The organism is Streptosporangium sp. NBC_01810, from assembly GCF_035917355.1.
Taxonomy (GTDB): Bacteria; Actinomycetota; Actinomycetes; order Streptosporangiales; family Streptosporangiaceae; genus Streptosporangium.
In genome coordinates, this window is the sequence record NZ_CP109070.1 from 7,162,793 (window position 1) to 7,182,512 (window position 19,720).

Annotated in this window: 3 protein-coding genes; all 3 read left to right on the top strand. The window is 74.6% G+C overall.

From position 1 onward, the window contains the following. Nucleotides 1-23: 23 nt before the first annotated feature. The 3 genes from OIE13_RS32415 to OIE13_RS32425 are packed head-to-tail and all read left to right on the top strand — an operon-like array spanning nt 24 to nt 19,686. Nucleotides 24-11,585: a non-ribosomal peptide synthetase gene (locus OIE13_RS32415; protein ID WP_326645852.1), complete on the top strand. Its 11,562-nt coding sequence runs from the start codon at nt 24-26 to the stop codon at nt 11,583-11,585. Then, nucleotides 11,575-18,759, top strand: coding sequence for a non-ribosomal peptide synthetase (locus OIE13_RS32420; protein ID WP_326645851.1), 7,185 nt, complete (start codon nt 11,575-11,577; stop codon nt 18,757-18,759). Before OIE13_RS32415 ends, OIE13_RS32420 begins: the two co-directional genes overlap by 11 nt. A 3-nt stretch (nt 18,760-18,762) precedes the next feature. Further along, complete coding sequence (locus OIE13_RS32425) at nt 18,763-19,686, top strand: ornithine carbamoyltransferase (protein WP_326645850.1); 924 nt, start codon at nt 18,763-18,765, stop codon at nt 19,684-19,686. Nucleotides 19,687-19,720 lie beyond the last annotated feature (34 nt).

The window sequence follows — 19,720 nt, forward strand, 5'->3', positions numbered from 1 at the left end:
GCCATCCCGAGGGGACGATGAGCATGCCTGACCAGACCGGTGTGGATCCCACCCCTTCGCGACGGCACGCGCCGCCAGCGGACCACCCTCCGGAGAGGGGCCGGGAGGCCGCGGCGGTGATGCCACCGGAGCCGTACCCCGCGCTTCCGGTGCATGAGCTGATCGCGGCACAGGCGGCCAGGACGCCGGACGCGGTGGCGGTCGAGTGCCGCGACCGGCGGCTCGGCTACGCGGAGCTCATGGCATTGGCCGGTGCCCTCGCCGGCCGCCTGCGGCGGCTCGGCGTGCGTTCCGGTGAACCGGTCGGCGTGGCCGTGCCGCGCGGCGTCGAACTCGTCGCGGCGCTGGTCGGTGTGCACCTGGCCGGGGCGGCCTACCTGCCGCTCGATCCCACCCATCCGGCGGACCGGCTCCGCTACGTGCTCGACGACGCCGGGGCGAGGGTGCTGGTCACCTCAGGCGCCGGCGGGGTGGACGCGGCCACCGTGGTGCGGATCGACGACCTCGCGGAGCCTGCTGTGTCGCCGGGGTCCCTGGGGTCTCTGGGGTCTCTGGGGTCTCTGGGGTCCGCGCGGTCCCCGGAACCCGCGCCGCGGGCGGTGGCGCCGGACGACCCGGCCTATCTCATCTACACCTCGGGGTCGACCGGACGGCCCAAAGGCGTGCTGGTCTCGCACCGGGCGCTCACCAACTTCCTGTGGTCCATGCGCGAGCGTCCTGGGCTGGCCCCCGGCACCGTCTTCCCGGCCGTGACCACCGTGTCGTTCGACATCGCGGCGCTGGAGTTGTTCCTGCCGCTCGTCGTCGGAGGGCGCGTGGTGGTCGCCGAGCCCGAGGACGCCCGCGACCCGGAGCGGCTCGCCGCCCTGCTGGTGAGGATCGGCGCGACCGTGATGCAGGCGACCCCGACGACCTGGCGGCTGCTGCTCGACGGCGGCTGGAGCCCGCCCGCCGGGTTCACCGCGCTCTGCGGCGGCGAGCGGCTGCCCGCCGAGCTCGCGCGCCGCCTGTGCGCGGCCGGCGCGCGGCTGTGGGACCTGTACGGGCCGACCGAGACGACCGTGTGGTCGTCGGTCGCGTTCCTGAAGGACGGCGAGGTGCGCGACTTCGCCCCGGTGGCCAACACGACGCTGCACGTCCTGGACGACGGACTGAACCCGGTGCCCACCGGGGCGAGCGGAGAGCTGTGCATCGGCGGCGACGGCGTCGCGGTCGGCTACCACCGCAGGCCGGCGCTGACCGCCGACAGGTTCGTCCCCGACCCCTACGGCACGGTGCCGGGTGGACGGCTGTACCGCACCGGCGATGTCGCCCGGCGGCACCCGGACGGCAGGATCGAGATCCTCGGCCGCACCGACGACCAGATCAAGATTCGCGGACACCGGGTCGAGCCGGGCGAGGTCGAGGGCGTGCTGGCGGCGCACGAGGGGGTGCGGTTCGCGGTGGTCCAGGCGATCGAGGCCGGTACCGGACCGCGCCTCGTCGCCCACGTTCAGCCGGTCGACCCGGCCGCGCCGCCCTCCGCGCGGGAACTGCACCTGCACTGCGCGCGGCTGCTCCCGCCGTACCTGATCCCGGCGGACTTCCTCGCGGTGGCGGAGTTCCCCACGACGCCCAACGGAAAGATCGACCGAGTGGCCCTGCGGGCGATGCCCGCCCCCGCGGTCACCGCGGGACGCGAGCCGGGGACGCCCGCGGGACGCGAGCCGGGGACGCCCGCGGAACGCGAGCCGGGGACGCCCGCGGAACGCGCGGTGGCGGCGGCGTTCGCGGAGGTGCTGGAGCGTCCGGTGGCCGACGCCGAGGCGGACTTCTTCGCCCTGGGCGGGCACTCGCTCTCGGCCAATCTCGTGCTCGGCCGCCTGCGCGCCGAACGGGGGGTCGAGCTGCCGGTCTCCGCGCTGTTCGAGGCCCGTACCGTCGAGCGTCTCGCCGCGCGGCTGGAGACCGCCGGCCGCGCCCTCCCACCGGTGCCGGTCGCGTCGCGGACCGGTCCCTCACCGCTCTCGTTCGCGCAGCGGCGGATGTGGTTCCTGCACCAGCTCGACCCGGAGGGCACCTCCTACCTGGAGCCCCTCGCGGTAAGGGTGCCGGGCCCGCTGAACCCCGACCGGCTGCGCGCCGCGCTGACCGGGCTCTTCGAACGTCACGAGATCCTGCGCACCCGCTACCCGGCCGAGGGCGACGGCGAGCCGGCGCAGGTCGTCGAGCCGGCCGGGCCGGTCCTGGCGCGGATCGAGGACGGCGACCCCCGGCAGGTGCTCGCCGAGGAGATGACCCGCCCCTTCGACCTGTCCGCGGCCCCGCCGGTCCGGGTCCGCGTGGTCCGCGGGCCCGGCGGCGAGCACACCGTGCTGTTCACGCTGCACCACATCGCGACCGACGACCGGTCGCACGAGGTGCTCGCCGGCGAGCTGGTCGCGGCACTGGAGGGCAGGCCGCTGCCGCCGCTCCCGGTCCAGTACGCCGACTACGCGATCTGGCAGCGCGACCGCATGGCGGGGTCCGCCGAGCTCGTCGAGCGGGAGCTGGGGTTCTGGCGGGAGCGGCTGGCCGGGATGGAGCCGACCGAGCTGCCGGCCGACCGGCCGCGCGCCGCGGTCCGCGACCCGAGGGCCGGTACGGTCAGGTTCGCCGTACCGCCGGAGACGGCGGCCCGCCTCGACGAGCTCGGCGGCGGCCACGGGGCGACGCCGTCCATCACGCTGCTGGCCGGCTTCCTCGCGATCCTGGCCCGCTACACCGGCCAGACCGACCTGGCCGTCGGCGTGCCGGTCTCCGCGCGGAACCGGCCCGAGCTGGACGATCTCGTCGGCCTCTTCGTCAACACCGTCGTGGTACGGGCGACTCTCGCCGACCGGGCCACCTTCACCGACCTGCTGGCGGAGGTCCGGGAGAGCGCCACGGCCGGATACGCGCACGCAGAGGTGCCGTTCGAGCTGGTCGTCGAGGAGCTCGCGCCGCAGCGCGACCTGTCCCGCAACCCGCTGTTCTCGATCATGTTCGCGACGCACGAGGCGGCGGCCCGCCCGCCCGGCGTGGAACCCCCCGACCTGCCGGGCGCCAAGTTCGATCTGGGCTGCCATCTGACGCGGCGGCCGGACGGCGGCCTGGACGGCCGGATCGAGTACGCGTCCGCGCTCTTCGACGCCTCGTCGGTGGCGGGCTTCGCCGGCCACTACGTGCGGCTGCTGCGGGCGGCCGTCGCGGCGCCGGACACACCCGTGCGGCGGCTGCCGCTGCTCACCGGCGCGGAGGCCGCGGCGCCCGTCCTGGTGGGCGAGCCGGTGCCGGACGACTCCGGCACCGTGCCGGAGCTGATCGCGGCCCGCGCGGCCGTCACCGAGGGGGTCGCCGTCACCGGCGGCGGAACCACCCTCACCTACCCCGAACTGAACCGCGAGGCCAACCGGCTGGCCGGCCACCTCCGCGCGCTCGGCGCCCGCCGCGGCACGCTCGTCGCGGTCCGGTTGCCGAGAACCGCCGACCTCGTCGTCGCGCTGCTGGCCGTGCTCAAATCCGGGGCGGCCTACATCCCGCTCGACCCCGCCCATCCGGCCGAGCGCCTGGCACAGGCGCTGGCGGACTCCGCCGCGCCGCTGTTGATCGCGACCGCCGACGCCGCTCCGCCGCTCCCCGCGGGAGTCCGGCTGGTGGCGCTGGACGACCCGGCCGAGCGGGCCGGGATACGGGCCTGCCCGCCGACCGCGCCGGACGTCCGGCCGCACCCGGACGACCTGGCGTACGTGGTCTACACCTCGGGATCCACCGGTCGCCCCAAGGGGGCCATGGTCACCCACGGCGGCCTGGCCGGCTACACCCGCTGGGCCTGTGCGGAACTGCGGCCGGGTGACGGTGTGGGATCGCCGCTGCACACCTCCATCGCCTACGACCTGGCCCTCACCTCGCTCTACCCGACGCTGGCCGCCGGAGCCCCGGTGCGGCTGGTGGACGAGGACCCGGCCGGCGTCGAGCAGCTGGCGCGGGCGCCGGCCGACGGCCCCTACGGCGTCGTCAAGCTGACCCCGACCCACCTGGACCTGCTGGCCGGGACGCTCCCCGCCGACGTGCTGGCCGGCACGGCCAGGTGCCTGGTGGTCGGCGGCGAGGAACTGCGCGGCGAGCAGCTCGCCGTGTGGTCCGCGCATGCCCCGGCGACCCGGATCGTCAACAGCTACGGTCCGAGCGAGACCGCCGTCGCCTGCTGCGTGCACGTCGTGCCCGCGGGTGAGACGGTGCCGGGTCCGGTCCCGATCGGCCGGCCGATCCCCGGCGCCACCGTCTGTCTGCTCGACGACGTCATGCGCGCGGTGCCGCCCGGCGTGGCCGGCGAGATCTACGTCGGCGGGCGCGGTGTCGGCCAGGGCTACCTCGGCAGCCCGCGCCTCACCGCGGACCGCTTCGTACCGGATCCGCACGCGACCGAGCCCGGAGCGCGCCTCTACCGGACCGGCGACCTCGCCCGGCAGCGACCCGACGGCACCCTGGTCTTCCTGGGCCGCGCGGACCAGCAGATCAAGATTCGCGGTTTCCGGGTCGAGCCCGGTGAGATCGAGGGCGTCCTGGCCGAGCATCCGGCCGTCCGCGCCGCCGCGGTGGTCGCCGACCGGTCCGACCCGGGCAACCCGAGGCTGGCCGCCCACATCCTCCCGGCGGGCCCCGGCGTGCCGCTCTCCGAGCTGCGGACCTACCTGGCCGAGCGGCTCCCCGGTCACCTGGTGCCCACCCTGTGGGGGACCCTCGCCGAGCTGCCGCTGCTCGGCAACGGCAAGCTCGACCGCCGGGCGCTGCCCGGCCTGGCCCCGCTGGGCGGCGCGGAGACCTACACCGCGCCCGCCACTCCGGCGGAGCGGGCGATCGCCGAGGTGTGGGCCGAGGTGCTCGGAGCCGGCCGGGTCGGCCGGCACGACCGCTTCTTCGACCTCGGCGGGCAGTCGCTGCTCGCCACCCGGGTGGCGGCCCGGCTGCGCGAGCGGTTCCCGGTGCCGGTCTCGGTGCGGGACGTGTTCGCCGCGCCGACCGTGGCCACCCTCGCGGACCTCGTCGCCGCCCGGGTGCGCGCCCAGACGGAGGAGATGTTCGGGGCGTCCGCCGGGGCGCGGCAGCCGGAGACGCCGCAGGCGACCACCCCCTCCTCACCTGTCACCCCCGCGGACAGGTCCGGCCCGCTGCCGCTCTCCTTCGCGCAGCGCGGCCTGTGGGTCCTGGACCAGTTGCGTCCGGGCGGGACGGAGTACCTCGTGGTGACCGCGCTGCGGCTGCGCGGAGAGCTCGACGTGGACGGGCTCGGGCGGGCACTGACCAGGGTGGCCGAGCGGCACGAGATCCTCCGCACCCGCTACGTCGCGGGCTCCGACGGCGAGCCCGTGCAGGTCGTCGACCCGCCGCCGCGGCTCCGCCCGGTCGCCGAGAACGCGGACCCGGCCACGGTCCTCGAAGCGGAACTGGCCACGCCGATCGACCTGGCGCGCGGTCCCGTCCTGCGCGTCCGGCTGGTGCGAGCCGGTACGGACGAGCACGTCCTGGTCCTGGTGACCCACCACATCGCCACCGACGGCTGGTCGAGCGGCATCCTCGCGACCGAGCTGGCGGACGCCTACCTGGGCCGGGACCTGCCGGAGCCGGCTCTGCAGTACGCCGACTTCGCCGCCTGGCAGCGCGAGCGGTTCGCCGGGCAGGCGCTGGACGGCGCACTGGCGCACTGGCGCGGCAGGCTCGCCGGTCTGGAGCCGACCGAACTGCCCACCGACCGGCCCCGTCCCCCGGTCGGCGACCATCGCGGGGCGGTCCTCCGCTTCGACGTGCCGCCCACGCTGGCCGGGGCGCTGGAGGAGCTCGGCAGGCGGGCCGGAGCCACCCCGTTCACGACCTACCTGGCGGGGTTCTACGCGCTGCTCGCCCGCCACACCGGGCGGAGGGACCTGGCGGTCGGCGTGCCGTTGTCCGGCCGCGACTCCGCCGAGGTCGAGGGGCTGATCGGCTTCTTCGTCAACACTGTCGTGATGCGCGCCGACCTCACCGGAGACCCGTCGTTCGGCACGCTGCTCGGCCGCGTCCAGGACGTCGTCGCCGAGGCGTACCAGCATGACGAGCTGCCGTTCGAGCGGCTGGTGGAGGAGCTGGCACCGAGCCGCGACCTGTCCCGGCACCCGCTGTTCCAGCTGCTCTTCGCGTTCCGGGAGGAGGGAGAGGAGCGGTTCCGGCTGCCGGGGCTGGACGTCTCGCCCGAGCCGGTGCCGTGGCGTACCGCGAAGTTCGACCTCACCGTGGAGCTGACCCGGCGTGCCGACGGCGGCCTGACCGGCGAGATCGAGTACGCGACCGCGCTCTTCGACCGGGCCACCGCCGACCGGCTCGCCCGCCACTACCTGACCCTGCTGGAGTCGGCGGCGGCCCGGCCGGACGGCGCGCTCGGGGAGCTGGAGCCGCTCGACGACGCGGAGCGGCACGCGCTCACCGCCGGCGCCGGTGGCCCCGTCCGGAGCAGGCCCGACCTCGGCCTGCCCGAACTGGTCGCCCGCCAGGCGGCCCTGGCCCCCGGCCGGGTCGCGGTGGAGTGCGACGGAGCCGCGCTCACCTACGGTGACCTGGACTCCGCCGCCAACCGGCTCGCCCACCACCTGCGGGCCGCCGGCATCCGCCGTGACGACGTCGTGGGCGTCTGCCTGCCCCGGCGACCGGAGCTGGTCGTGGCGCTGCTCGGGGTGCTGCGCGCCGGAGCGGCCTACCTCCCGCTCGACCCCGCCCACCCGGCCGACCGGCTGTCCTGGATGCTCCAGGACAGCCGGGTGCGGCTGGTCGTCGTCGACGCCGAGCCGTCTCCGGCGAGCGGCCACGGCACGCCGGTGCTGAGCCTGGCCGCCGAGCGGGCCGGCATCGACGGCAGCCCCGGCGAATCCGCACCGGTCGGCACCGACCTGGACGGGTTGGCGTACGTCATGTACACCTCCGGCTCCACCGGCCGGCCCAAGGGGGTGGCCGTACCGCACCGCGGCATCCGCAACCGGGTGCTGTGGACGGTCCACGAGCACGGGCTCGGCGCCTCGGACCGGCTCCTGCAGAAGACGTCGGTCACGTTCGACGCCTCCGTCTGGGAGTTCCTCGGGCCGCTGGTGTCCGGTGGCACCGTGGTGCTCCCGCCGGACGGGACCGAGCGCGACCCGGCGAGCATGGTCGAGGCGCTGGTCCGGGACCGGATCACCGTGCTTCAGGGCGTCCCCTCCTTCCTGCGGACGCTCGCCGACGAGCCGGGCCTGGAACGCTGCGGCACGCTCCGCCTGCTCTTCTCGGCCGGCGAGCCGCTGCCCGGCGAGCTCGCCGCCCGCCTGTCCACCCGGCTGGGGACGGCGCTGGTCAACACCTACGGCCCGACCGAATGCTCGATCGACGTGACCGCGTGGCAGTACGAGCCGGATGACGGATCCGGTGACGGGCCCGGCATCGTGCCGATCGGCAGGCCGCTGGACAACACCCGCACGGTCGTCTACACGCCGGACGGCAGGCTCGCCCCGGTCGGCACGCCGGGCGAGCTGCACGCCGCGGGGGACGGGCTGGCCCGCGGCTACCTCGGCAGGCCGGGACTGACCGCCGACCGGTTCGTACCCGACCCGTACGGGCCGCCGGGTGCCCGCGCCTACCGCACCGGCGACGTGGTGCGCCGCAGGACGGACGGCGCGCTGGAGTTCCTCGGCCGGGCCGACCGCCAGGTCAAGATCCGCGGTGTCCGGATCGAGCTGGACGAGGTCGAGGTCGTGCTGTCCCGGCATCCCGCGCTCGCCGCGGCCGTGGTCGAGGCCAGGCGGGGACCCGACGGCCTGCCCCGGCTGGTCGGCTACCTGGTGGCGCGGGGAGACGCGCCGGAGCAGCGGGAGATTCGCGAGTTCCTGCTCGCGCGGCTGCCCGAGCCGTACGTGCCCTCGGTGCTCCGCACCGTGGACCGCCTGCCGCGGACCTCCAGCGGCAAGATCGACCGAGCCGCGCTGCCCGACCCGGACGGCGTCCGGCAGGCCGGCCGGGCCGTCCCCGCAGCGCCGCGCACCCCGGCCGAGAAGATCGTGACGGATGTGATGGCCGAGGTGCTCGGGCTCGACGTGGTCGGGACGGGCGACGACTTCTTCGACCTGGGCGGCCACTCCCTGCTGGCGATCCGGATCGCGGCCCGGCTGCGGGCCGCGTTCGGCGTCGCCCTGCCGGTCCGCGCCGTGTTCGAGGACCGCACCGCCGCCGCGCTGGCGGCCAGGGTCGACGGCCTCGGCGTCCAGGCCGCCGGGGAGATCGTCCCGCTGGACGCGGAACGGCGGGCCGGACCGGTCCCGCTCTCCTTCGCCCAGCAGCGACTGTGGTTCCTCGATCTCCTCGACCAGGGCGGCCAGTATCACGTGACCTGGGCGTTCCGGCTGTCCGGGCAGCTGGACGACGACGCCCTGGCCGGCGCGCTGACCGGACTGTTCGCCCGGCACGGCGCCCTGCGCACCCGTTACGTGACCGGGCAGGACGGCGGCGCGGCCCAGATCGTGGATCCGGCCGCGCCCGTTCCGCTGCCGGTCATCGACCTGTCCGGAGCGGACTCAGAACGGGTGACCGCGCTCGTCCGCTCGCTCGCCGAGCGGCCCTTCGACCTGGCCGGGCAGGTGCCCGCGCTGCCCTACCTGATCAGGCTCGGCGCCCGGGAGCATGTGTTCCTGCTGGTCATGCACCACATCGTCGCCGACGCCTGGTCCGAGCAGATCATGGCGCGCGAGCTCTCCGAGCTCTACGAGGCCCGGGTGCAGGGCCGGCCGACGGTGCTCGGGCCACCCCCGCTGCAGTACGCCGACTACGCGTCCTGGCAGCGCTCCCAGCTGACCGGCGACGTGCTGGACCGTGAGCTGGCTCACTGGCGCGATCGGCTGGCCGGACTGCAGCCGCTGGAACTGCCCGCCGACCGGCCCCGGCCGCCGGTACGCCGGGGCCGCGGCGCGACCGTCACCTGCGACATCCCCGCCGAGGTCGCGCAGCCGCTGCTGGCGCTCGGCCGGCGGCATGGCGCGACCGCGTTCATGACCTTCCTGAGCGTGTTCGCCGCGATGCTCGGCCGCTACACCGGTGCCACCGACGTGGCGATCGGCACGGTCGTCGCCGGTCGTGGCCAGGCGGAACTGGACGATGTCGTCGGGTTCTTCGTCAACACCGTCGTGGTGCGGGTGGACCTGGCCGGCGATCCGACGGTGACGACCCTGATCGGCCGGGTCAGGGAGAGCGCGCTGGACGCCTTCAGCCACGACGAGTTGCCCTTCGACCGGTTGGTGGAGGGGCTGGCCCCGCAGCGGGACCTGTCCCGTTCCCCGCTGTGCGACGTCACGTTCGGGCTGCGCGAGCAGGCGCCTGAGCCGCCGCGCCTGACGGGGCTCGACGTGCGGCCGGTCGCCGTCGAGCGGGCCACGGCCAAGTTCGATCTCACCTTCGGCCTCGTCGCCGGCACCGATGGCGGCTATCTGGCCGAGCTGGAGTACGCGACGGACCTGTTCGCCGAGGCGACGATCCGCCGTCTCGCCGGACATTTCCGGACCCTGGTGGAGTCGGCGGCGCTGGCACCGGACCGGCCCGTCAGCCGCCTCGACATGCTGGACCCCGCCGAGCGCGGGCGGCTGCTGCGGGACTGGAACCCGCGGGCCACGCCGATCACGCACGAATCCCTGCACGAGGCGTTCGCCGCCCAGGCCGCCCGCACCCCGGACGCGCCCGCGGTCGAGTACGCCGGCGAGCGCCTGAGCTACGCCGAGCTGGACGGCCGGGCCGCCGCGCTGGCCAGGCGGCTGCACGCCGCGGGGGTGCGCCCCGAGGACCCGGTGGCCGTCTACCTGGACCGGTCACCGGCGGCGGTGACCGCGCTGCTGGCCGTGCTGCGGGCGGGCGGGGTGTACGTGCCGCTGGACACCGCGCAACCCGCCGAACGCCTGGCGGCGATGCTCGGCGACCTGCGGCCCGCGGTGGTGCTCACCGACCATCGGCCGAGTTCCCTCCCCGGCCCCCTCTCCGGCCCTCTCTCCGGCCCTCTCTCCGGCTCGGTCCCGATCCTCGTGGTCGGTGAGGCGGAAGACGCGCCACCCGGTGACCTCCCACTCGTCGACCTCCCACCCGGGGACCCCGGGCACGCCGCGTACATGATCTACACCTCGGGCTCGACCGGCCGGCCGAAGGCGGTCGTCGTCCCGCACGGCGCGTACACCCACCACTGCCGCGTCCACGCGGACGCGCACGACATCCGCCCCGGGGACAGGGTGCTGCTGCACGCGCCGCTCATCTTCGACCCGGCCATGGCGCAGATGGGCGCCACCCTGCTGGCGGGCGCCACCGTGGTGATCGGCGACACCGGCGTCGTCGCCCCCGCCGACCTGCCGGACCTGCTGGCCGAGACCGGGGTGACCCACGTCGCGCTCGCGGCCACCTACTACCGCGACGTGATGACCGGCATCCGGCCCGGCGACCCGAGGCCGGCCGCGCTGCGCGTGCTGGCCGTCGGCGGCGAGGCGGTCGGCTACCAGGACGCCCGGCTCTGGCTGGCCACAGGTCTGCCCGCCAGGTTCCTCTGCGTGTACGGCCCGACCGAGGCCACCATCGGCAGCCTGTGCCATTCCGTGACCCCGGCCGAGGTGGCCGCCGCCGCCCCGGACGCGGGCCTGCCGATCGGCCGCCCGCTGCCGGGCACCCGGGCCTACGTGGTGGACGCGGCGTTCAACCCGGTGCCCGTCGGCGTGGTCGGCGAGCTCTGCCTGGGCGGCCCGCGGGTCAGCCGGGGGTACCTGCGGCAGCCGGGGCCGACCGCTGATCGTTTCGTCCCCGACCCGTTCGGCGCGGAGCCCGGGGAACGGTTGTACCGGACAGGGGACCAGGTCAGGTACCGTCCCGACGGGGTGATCGAGTTCATCGGCCGGATCGACGCCCAGGTGAAACTGCGCGGGTTCCGGATCGAGCTCGGCGAGATCGAGACCGCGCTGGCCGCGCACCCCGGCGTCCAGGCCGCCGCCGCGGCGGTCTGGGAACTCGCGCCGGGCGACCGCCGGCTGGTGGGGTACATCGTGCCGACGTCCAGCTCCAGTTCCGGGTCCAGTTCCGGGTCCAGTTCCAGGTCCGGGTCCAGCTCCGGCTCCGGCGCCACGCCGTCGTCGCCGGAGCTCCGTGCCCACCTGCGCGACCGGGTGCCGGAGTACATGGTGCCCGCGCTGTTCGTGACGCTGGACGGGCTACCCGCGACCGCGGGCCAGAAGGTGGACCGCCGCGCGCTGCCGGTGCCCGACCCGGGCACCGCCCTCGCGCCGGAGGAGACGGTCCCGCCTGCCAACGAGGTGGAGGAGGCCATCGCCGCCGCCTGGGCCGAGGTGCTCGGCCTGCCCGCTGTCGGCGTGGCACACGACTTCTTCGAACTCGGTGGCCACTCGCTGCTCGCCACCCGCCTGATGGCCCTGCTGCGGGACCTGTTCGGACTGGAGATCCCGCTACGCGTCCTGTTCGAGGCCACCACCGTCCGCGCGCAGGCCACCGCGCTGGAAAGACTGGCCGAGGCCGCCGCCCCCACATCGTACGAGGGAAGAGACGATGAGCACTGACGTGACCAAGCCGGAGACGAGCGCGGGCGCCGGGCTGCTGAGGGATCGCCTGCGTTCCCGGCGTGCGGCGGGGCGGGAGGGCGCCATCCCGGTCATGCCCTCCGACGTTCCGCCGCCGCTCTCCTTCGCGCAGCGGCAGCTCTGGGTGCTGGACCGGCTCCGCCCGGGCGGCACCGACTACCTGGTGCCGCTGGTGATCCGGCTGCGCGGTGACCTCTCCGGCGTCGATCTGGGCGCGGCCCTCGACGAACTGGTACGTCGCCACGAGATCCTGCGCACCCGCTACACCACCGAAGGGCCCGACGCCGAACCGATCCAGACGATCGACCCGCCGGGCAAGGTGGATCTGGCCTTCGACGACCTCACCCCGGCCGAGTTCGACGCCCTCCTGGAAGCCGAGACCGGCACGCCGTTCGACCTCGCCGCGGGTCCGATGCTGCGCGCCAGGCTGGTACGGCTGGCACCCGAGGAACACGTACTGGTCCTCATGCTGCACCACATCGCCGTCGACGGCTGGTCGGGCGGCCTGCTGGTACGCGAGCTGGCCGCGCTGGCCACCGGCGAGGAACCGCCCGCGCCCGGGTTGCGGTACGCCGACTTCGCGGCCTGGCAGCGCGACCAGCTCTCCGGTGAACGGCTGGAACGCGACCTCGGCCACTGGGCGGAGACCCTCCGTGACCTGCCGGCGCTGGAACTGCCGACGGACCGGCCGCGCCCGGTGGTGTGGGACCCGGCGGGGGAGACCGTCCGGTTCGACCTCCCCGCCGAGATCGGGCATCAGGTCCGGGTGCTGGCCAGGGAGCACCAGGCCACGCCCTTCATGGTCTACCTGGCGGCGTTCTGGTCGCTGCTGCACCGGTACACCGGCCAGGCCGACTTCGCCGTCGGCAGCCCGGTGGCCGGCCGGACCCGCGCGCAGACGCACGACCTGATCGGCCTGTTCGCCAACCTGCTCGTGCTGCGAGCCGACCTGTCCGGCGACCCGACGTTCGCCGAGCTGCTCGATCGTGCCCGCGGTACGGCCCTTGACGCCTTCGCCCGCCAGGACGTCCCGTTCGAGCGCGTCGTCAACGCGCTGGCGGCCGGCCGGGACCTGTCCACCCACCCGCTGGTCAGCGTCAACCTGACCCTGCAGAACAACGAACCGCTGAGCTTCGAGGCCGGAGCGGTCTCCGGCGAGCTGGTCCCGGTCCTGGCGCGACAGGCCAAGTTCGACCTGAGCTGGACGCTGGAGGAGCGGCCGGACGGTTCGGTCGCGGGCGAGGCCACCGTCGCGCGCGCGCTGCTCGACCCGGACACGGCGCGGCGGATGGCCGGGCACTACGTCCGCCTGCTCGGCGCGGCCGTCGCCGACCCCGGGACGCGGGTGAGCGAGCTGCCGCTGATGGGTGCCGCGGAGCTCGATCGGCTGGTCCGCGGGCCGGTCGTCCCGCCGAGCTCAGAGACGACCGGCGAGCCCTGCCTGCATGAGCGCTTCGCCGCCCGGGTACGGGAGCGGCCCGGCGCGATCGCGGTGACCTTCGACGGCCGGCACCTGAGCTACGCCGACCTGGAGGCCAGGGCCAACCGGCTGGCGCACCGGCTGGCGGAACTCGGCGTGGGCCGCGAGGACCTCGTGGGGATCTGCCTGCCGCGCGGCGTCGACATGCTGGTCACCGTCCTCGCGGTGGTCAAGGCCGGGGCGGCCTACCTGCCGCTCGATCCGGATCACCCGGCCGAGCGGATCGACTTCCTGGTCCGTGACGCCGCCGCCTCCGTGGTGGTCACCGAGACCGCGCTGGCGGAACGGGTGTCCGGGCGCAGCCTGTATCTGGACGACGCCGATGAGATCGACCGCATCGCGGCGCTGCCCGCCGAGGCGCCCGCGCTCCGGACGCACCCCGACGATCTCGCCTACGTCATCTACACCTCCGGGTCCGCGGGCCGCCCCAAGGGTGTCCAGGTGACCCATGCCAACGCGGTCCGCCTGTTCACCGTGACCGAGGACGACTACGGCTTCGGCCCGGACGACGTCTGGGCGCTGTTCCACTCCTACGCCTTCGACTTCTCGGTCTGGGAGATGTGGGGCGCGTTCCTGTACGGCGGACGCCTCGTCGTCGTCCCCTACGAGGTGTCGCGCTCGCCCTGGGACCTGGCCGTGCTCCTCGCCGACGAGGGCGTGACCGTGCTCAACCAGACGCCGTCGGCGTTCCGCTCGCTGGTCGATCTGGCCAGGCGCGGTGAGGCCGCCCTCGACCGGCTCCGGCTCCGCCTGGTGATCTTCGGCGGGGAGGCGCTCGACGTCGGCATGCTGGAACCCTGGTGGGACAGGTACGGCGCCGACCGGCCGAGGCTCGTCAACATGTACGGCATCACCGAGACGACCGTGCACGTCACCTACCGGCCCCTCGGCCCGCCCGATCTGGCGGGGGAGCGCAGCCCGATCGGGCGGCCCCTCGGCGACCTCACCCTGCACGTGCTCGACGGGCGGATGCGTCCGGTGCCGGTCGGCGTGCCGGGCGAGCTCCACGTGGGCGGCGCCGGCGTCGCCCGCGGCTACCTCGGCCGTCCCGCGCTCACCGCGGACCGCTTCGTGCCCGATCCCTTCGGGCCGCCGGGCTCCCGGCTCTACCGCTCGGGAGACCGGGCGAGGTGGCGGCCGGACGGCGACATCGGCTTCCTCGGCCGCCTCGACGACCAGGTGAAGATCCGCGGGTTCCGGATCGAACTCGGTGAGGTCGAGGCGTGCCTGTCCGGCCATCCGGACCTGGACGACGCCGTCGTCACCGTGGACGAGAGCGTGCCCGGCGAGCGGAGGCTGATCGGCTACGCCGTACCCAGGGACAGTGCGCGGATCGGCGCGGCGGAGCTGCGCGCGTACGCGGTGGAGCGGCTGCCCGGCCACATGGTCCCGGCCGCCTTCGTGATCGTCCCGAAGCTGCCGCTGACCGCCAACGGCAAGGTCGACCTGCGGGCGCTGCCCGCCCCCGACGGCTCGCGGCAGGAGCAGGGCAACGGCTACGTCCCGCCGCGGACCGAGGCGGAGACGGCGATGGCCGGGATCTGGGCCGAGGTGCTCGGCATCGAGCGGGTCGGCGTGGACGACAACTTCTTCGAGCTCGGTGGCGACTCGATCCGCGCGGTCCGCCTCGTCGGGGCGCTGCGCGCCGGCGGCCTCGACTACTCCGTGCAGAGCCTGTTCCGGCATCAGAGCATCGCCGACCTGATCCTGGGGGGCGACGGCGACGTGACCCGCGTCGAGCGGGCCGGCACGCCGCCGTTCGCGCTGATCGGCGCGGCGGACCGGGCGAAGGTGCCGGCCGGAGTGGTGGACGCCTATCCGATGGCGCGGGTCCAGGCCGGCATGGTCTACGAGCTGCTGGCCGATCCGGACGGCAACCCGTATCACAACATCACCAGTTACCTGATCCGTGATCACGGCGTCTTCGACGCCGCGGCGTTCGCCGCCGCGACCGAAGAGGTCGTGGCCCGGCACGACATCCTGCGTACCTCGTTCGACCTGGCGGCCTTCTCCGAGCCGTTGCAGCTCGTGCACGACCGGGTGGAGGTCGAGGTCGGGTACGCGGACCTGCGCGGGGAGTCGCCGGACGAGCGGGAGGCGAGCATGACGGCGTTCCGGGCGGCGGAGCGCGCACGGCTCTTCGACCTCGGCGCGGCACCGCTGCTGCGCGTCCACGCGCACCAGGCCGGTGACGACCGGTGGTACCTCTCGCTCACCGAGTGCCACGCGATCCTGGACGGCTGGAGCCACAACTCGATCATCACGGAGGTGCTCGACCTCTACCGGGCGATCCGCGACGGCCGGCCCACGCCTGCCGAGGAGTCGAGCGCCGTCAGGTACGCCGACTTCATCGCGCAGGAGCGGCGCAGCCTGACCGGCCAGGCCGACCGGGTGTTCTGGCGGGACCGGCTGGGCGGCGCGAACCGGCTGACCATCCCCGCCGCCTGGGCCGACCCGGACGGCCCGGGGGCGTACTCGACGGTCGTGCCGTTCCACGACATCGAGGCCGCGCTGCGGCGGGTGGCCACGTCGGCGGGGACGTCGCTGAAGAGCGTGCTGCTCGCCGCGCACGTCGCCGTGTGGCGGGCGGTCGCCGGTCCGGGACCGTTCTACTGCGGCCTGGTGTGCAACGGCCGTACCGAGGTCGAGGGCGGGGACCGGGTCCGCGGCATGTTCCTCAACCCGGTGCCCTTCGTCGCCCCGACCGGGGCGGCCACCTGGCGTGAGCTGGTCGAGGCGGTGTTCGCCGAGGAGGTCGAGCTGTGGCCGCACCGCCGCTTCCCGCTGCCCGAGATGCAGCGCGAGTTCGGCGACGGGCAGCGCGTGCTCGACGTGGCTTTCAACTACCTCGACTTCCACGTACTGGACCGGGAGACGGTCGACACCTCCGGCAGCACGGACGTCAGCCCGAACGAGTTCCCGCTGGCGGTCATGAGGGGCGCCCAGGGGCTGGTGATCGCCACCAAGTCGTCGTGGGTCGGGCGCCCGTACGCCGAGCTGCTCGCCCGGATGTACCGGCGGGCGCTGACCCTGATGATCGCCGACCTCGACGGCGACGCCGGTGTGTCACTGCTCCCGGCGCGCGAGCGGGAACGGCTGCTGACCGGCGGGGTGGACCGGACCCGGGCGCCCCGGCCGCGCCGGGGTGTCCACGAGCTCTTCGCCGAGCAGGCCGCGCGGATCCCCGACGCGGTGGCGGTCGAGGCGGCGGGTGCCACGCTGACCTACCGGGAACTGCGCGACCGTGCCTGGCGCTGGGCGGCCGGCCTGCGGGAGGCGGGCGTGCGCGCCGGGGACCTGGTCGGGGTGTGCCTGCCCAGGGAACCCGACCTGGTGGCGGCCGTGCTCGGTGTCCTCGCCGTGGGCGCGGCGTACGTCCCCGTCGACCCCGGGCACCCGGCCGACCGGATCGCCGCGCTGGTGCGCGACGCCGGGCCGCGGGTCGTGGTGAGCGGCACCGAGATCGCCGGGGCCGTCGTGGTCACTCCCGGCCGGATCGATCACGCCGAGCCGGTCGCCGAGCCGCACCGGCCTGATCCGGAGGAGCTGGTCTACGTCGTGTACACCTCCGGGTCGACCGGCCGCCCCAAGGGGGTGATGGTCCGGCACGGCGCGCTCGCCGACCGGGTCTGGTCGATGTGGCGGAACCTCGGCCTGGCCGTCCACGACGTGGCGGCCGCGGTCGTGCCGATGGTGACCGACGTGTGCCAGCTCGCCGTCTTCACCACCCTCGCCAACGGCGGCCACCTGGTTCTGGCCGGTGAGGACCTCGGCCGGGACCCGGTCTCGCTCGCCGGGCTGCTGCGCGGCAGCGGCGCCAGGTTCCTGCAGGCCTCGCCCACCACCTGGCGGATGCTGACCGAGTCGGGCTGGTCCCCGCACGCCGGATTCCGGCTGCTGTCCGGGGGCGAGGCGATGAGCGCCGACCTGATGACCCGGCTGCGCGCCACCGATGCCCAGGTCTGGGACATGTACGGCCCGAGCGAGGCGACCGTCTTCGCCTTCGGTACCCGGATGACCGATGACGAGCCCGTCTGGGTGCCGGCCGCCGACACCACCGTGTACCTGCTCGACCGGGACCTGGAACCGGTGCTCGACGGGGTGGCCGGAGAGATCTTCGTCGGTGGCGACGGGCTGGCCCGAGGTTATCTCGGCAGGCCCGCCACCACCGCGGACGTGTTCCTGCCCGACCCGTTCGCCGCCGAGCCGGGCGGCAGGATGTACGCCACCGGCGACATCGGCAGGCGCGACCGCGGCGGCCGGATCGAGATCCTCGGCCGGCGCGACCACCAGCTCAAGATCCGCGGGTTCCGGGTCGAGCCCGGCGAGGTGGAGAACATCCTCGCCGGCCACCCGGACGTCCGGGCCGTGGTGGTGCACCCGGTCCCCGGGCCGCAGGGCGATCGGCGGCTCGCCGCCTACCTGATCCTCCGCGACGGCGCCGCCGTCGAGGAGGTGCGCCGCCACGCCGACCGGGTGCTGCCCGGGTACATGGTGCCGACCCACTTCGTGGTCCTGGGGTCCTTCCCCCGCCTGGCCAACGGCAAGGTCGACCGGGCCGCGCTGCCCGTGCCCGGTTCCGACCGGCCGAAGGTGACCACGCGGTACGAGCCGCCGGACGGCCCGGTCGAGACGGCGATCGCCGAGGTGTGGGCCGACGCGCTGGGCGTCGAGCGGGTGGGCCGCGACGACGACTACTTCAAGCTGGGCGGCCACTCGCTCCTCATGCTCCGGATCGTCGCCCGGCTGGCCAGGGAGCACCGCGTCGAGGTGACCTTCCGCGACTTCCTGGAACACCGCACGGTACGCGGTCTGGCGGCCGCCGCCGCGACGGAGCGGGAGAGGCCGTCGGTGCTGCTCTGGCTCAACGACCGGGGCGAGGGCACGCCGCTGTTCTGCGTCCACCCCGGTGGCGGGAGCGCCCACTGGTACCGGCATCTCGCCGACGTGTACGCGCCGGAACGACCCCTGGCGGCCTTCGAGTGGCCCGGATTGCACGGCGACCACGGTCACGCCACGAGCGTGCCGGAGATCGCGGCCACCTACCTGGCGGAACTGCGGGCGGCACGGCCACAGGGCCCGTACCACATCCTCGGCTGGTGCGCCTCCAGCGGTATCGCCTGGGAGATGGCCCGCCGGCTCCACGAGATCGGTGAACGGCCCCGGCTGATCCTGATCGACCCGTTCGAATACGCCTCGGCCGGGGTCAACCCGCTCCTGGCCAACCTGGAGGTGCTGCGCCGGGCCGAGGGGCTTCTCGCGGACCTTCGGGACGGTGCGGGCGGCGAGGAGGCGCGCGCCGAGATCATGGGCGTGCTGCGCGAGGTGATCGACGACGGCGACCTGCTGGTCGACGGTGCGGACCTCGACCTCGGCGAGGGCTGGACGCACTGGCTGCGCTCCTGGCGGGAGATGCTGGAGGCCCGCTCCCGCTACCGTTTCGCCGCCTATCCGGGCACGGTCGACCTGATCGTTTGCGAGGAGCTCGCCGCGGGCGGCTACCAGACCATTCTCGGCCGGTCGTTCGACGACTACCTGGACCAGTGGCGGCGGCAGGCCGCGGGGGTGCGTGTCCACCGCGTCCCCGGCGACCACCGGACGGCACTCTTCCCACCGCAGGTGTCCATCCTGGCGGCCGCTCTGACCGCGGTCATCGACAACCCCGAGGAGTGAGTCATGGTCGGTTCCCGTGATGTGATCTCGCTGCGCGACCTCAAGGACGACGACATCGAGTCGATCGTCCGGCGCGGTGTCGACCTCGCCGCGGCCCCGGAGGCGCACGACGCCCCGCTGCGCGGCCGGATCGTCGGCGTCTACTTCAGCAAGACCTCCACCCGTACCCGGACCTCCTTCACCACCGGCGCGCTGCGACTCGGCGCGCAGGTGATCACCTACGGGCCCGGCGACCTGCAGCTCAACACCGGTGAGACGCTGGAGGACACCGCGAGGGTGCTCGGCGGCATGCTGGACGGCCTGGTCATCCGTACCGCCGGGCCGCAGCGGGAGATGCGGACGTTCGCCGAGCACTGCCCCGCCGTCGTCAACGCGATGAGCGCCGAGGAGCACCCCACGCAGGCCCTGGCCGACCTCACCACGATGTCGGCCAGGTTCGGCCGTCTCAAGGGTCTGCGCGTGCTCTACGTCGGTGAGGGCAACAACACCGCGGTCGCGCTCGCCTTCGCGCTCTCCAGGTTCCCCAGCGTCGAGCTGGAGTTCCGCACTCCCCGCGGGTACGGCCTCACGCCGGACGTGCTCGCGGAGGCGGCCGCGCTGGCCGCGCGATCCGGCGGCAGTGTCCGCGAGAGCCACGACATGCTGTCGCTGCCCGCCCAGGTCGACGTCGTCTACACCACCCGCTGGCAGACCACCGGGACCAGCAAACCCGACCTGCGATGGCGGCAGATATTCGCACCGTTTCAGGTGGACGTATCCCTCATGTCCCGTTACCCGGACGCCTGCTTCATGCACGACCTGCCGGCGCATCGCGGCGAGGAGGTGACCGCCGAGGTGCTGGACGGCCCGTCGAGCATCGCCTTCGAACAGGCGCGTAACAAGCTCCACAGCGCCATGGCAGTGCTGGAATGGTGCCTGGCCCGGTAGCGCGTGTCGCCTGCGCTCTACCCAGACAGAAAGG

Excerpts from the sequence above, each read along its gene's own strand:
- OIE13_RS32415 (WP_326645852.1), top strand. The coding sequence starts at position 24 with ATGCCTGACCAGACCGGTGTGGATCCCACCCCTTCGCGACGGCACGCG.
- OIE13_RS32420 (WP_326645851.1), top strand. The coding sequence starts at position 11,575 with ATGAGCACTGACGTGACCAAGCCGGAGACGAGCGCGGGCGCCGGGCTG.
- OIE13_RS32425 (WP_326645850.1), top strand. The coding sequence starts at position 18,763 with ATGGTCGGTTCCCGTGATGTGATCTCGCTGCGCGACCTCAAGGACGAC.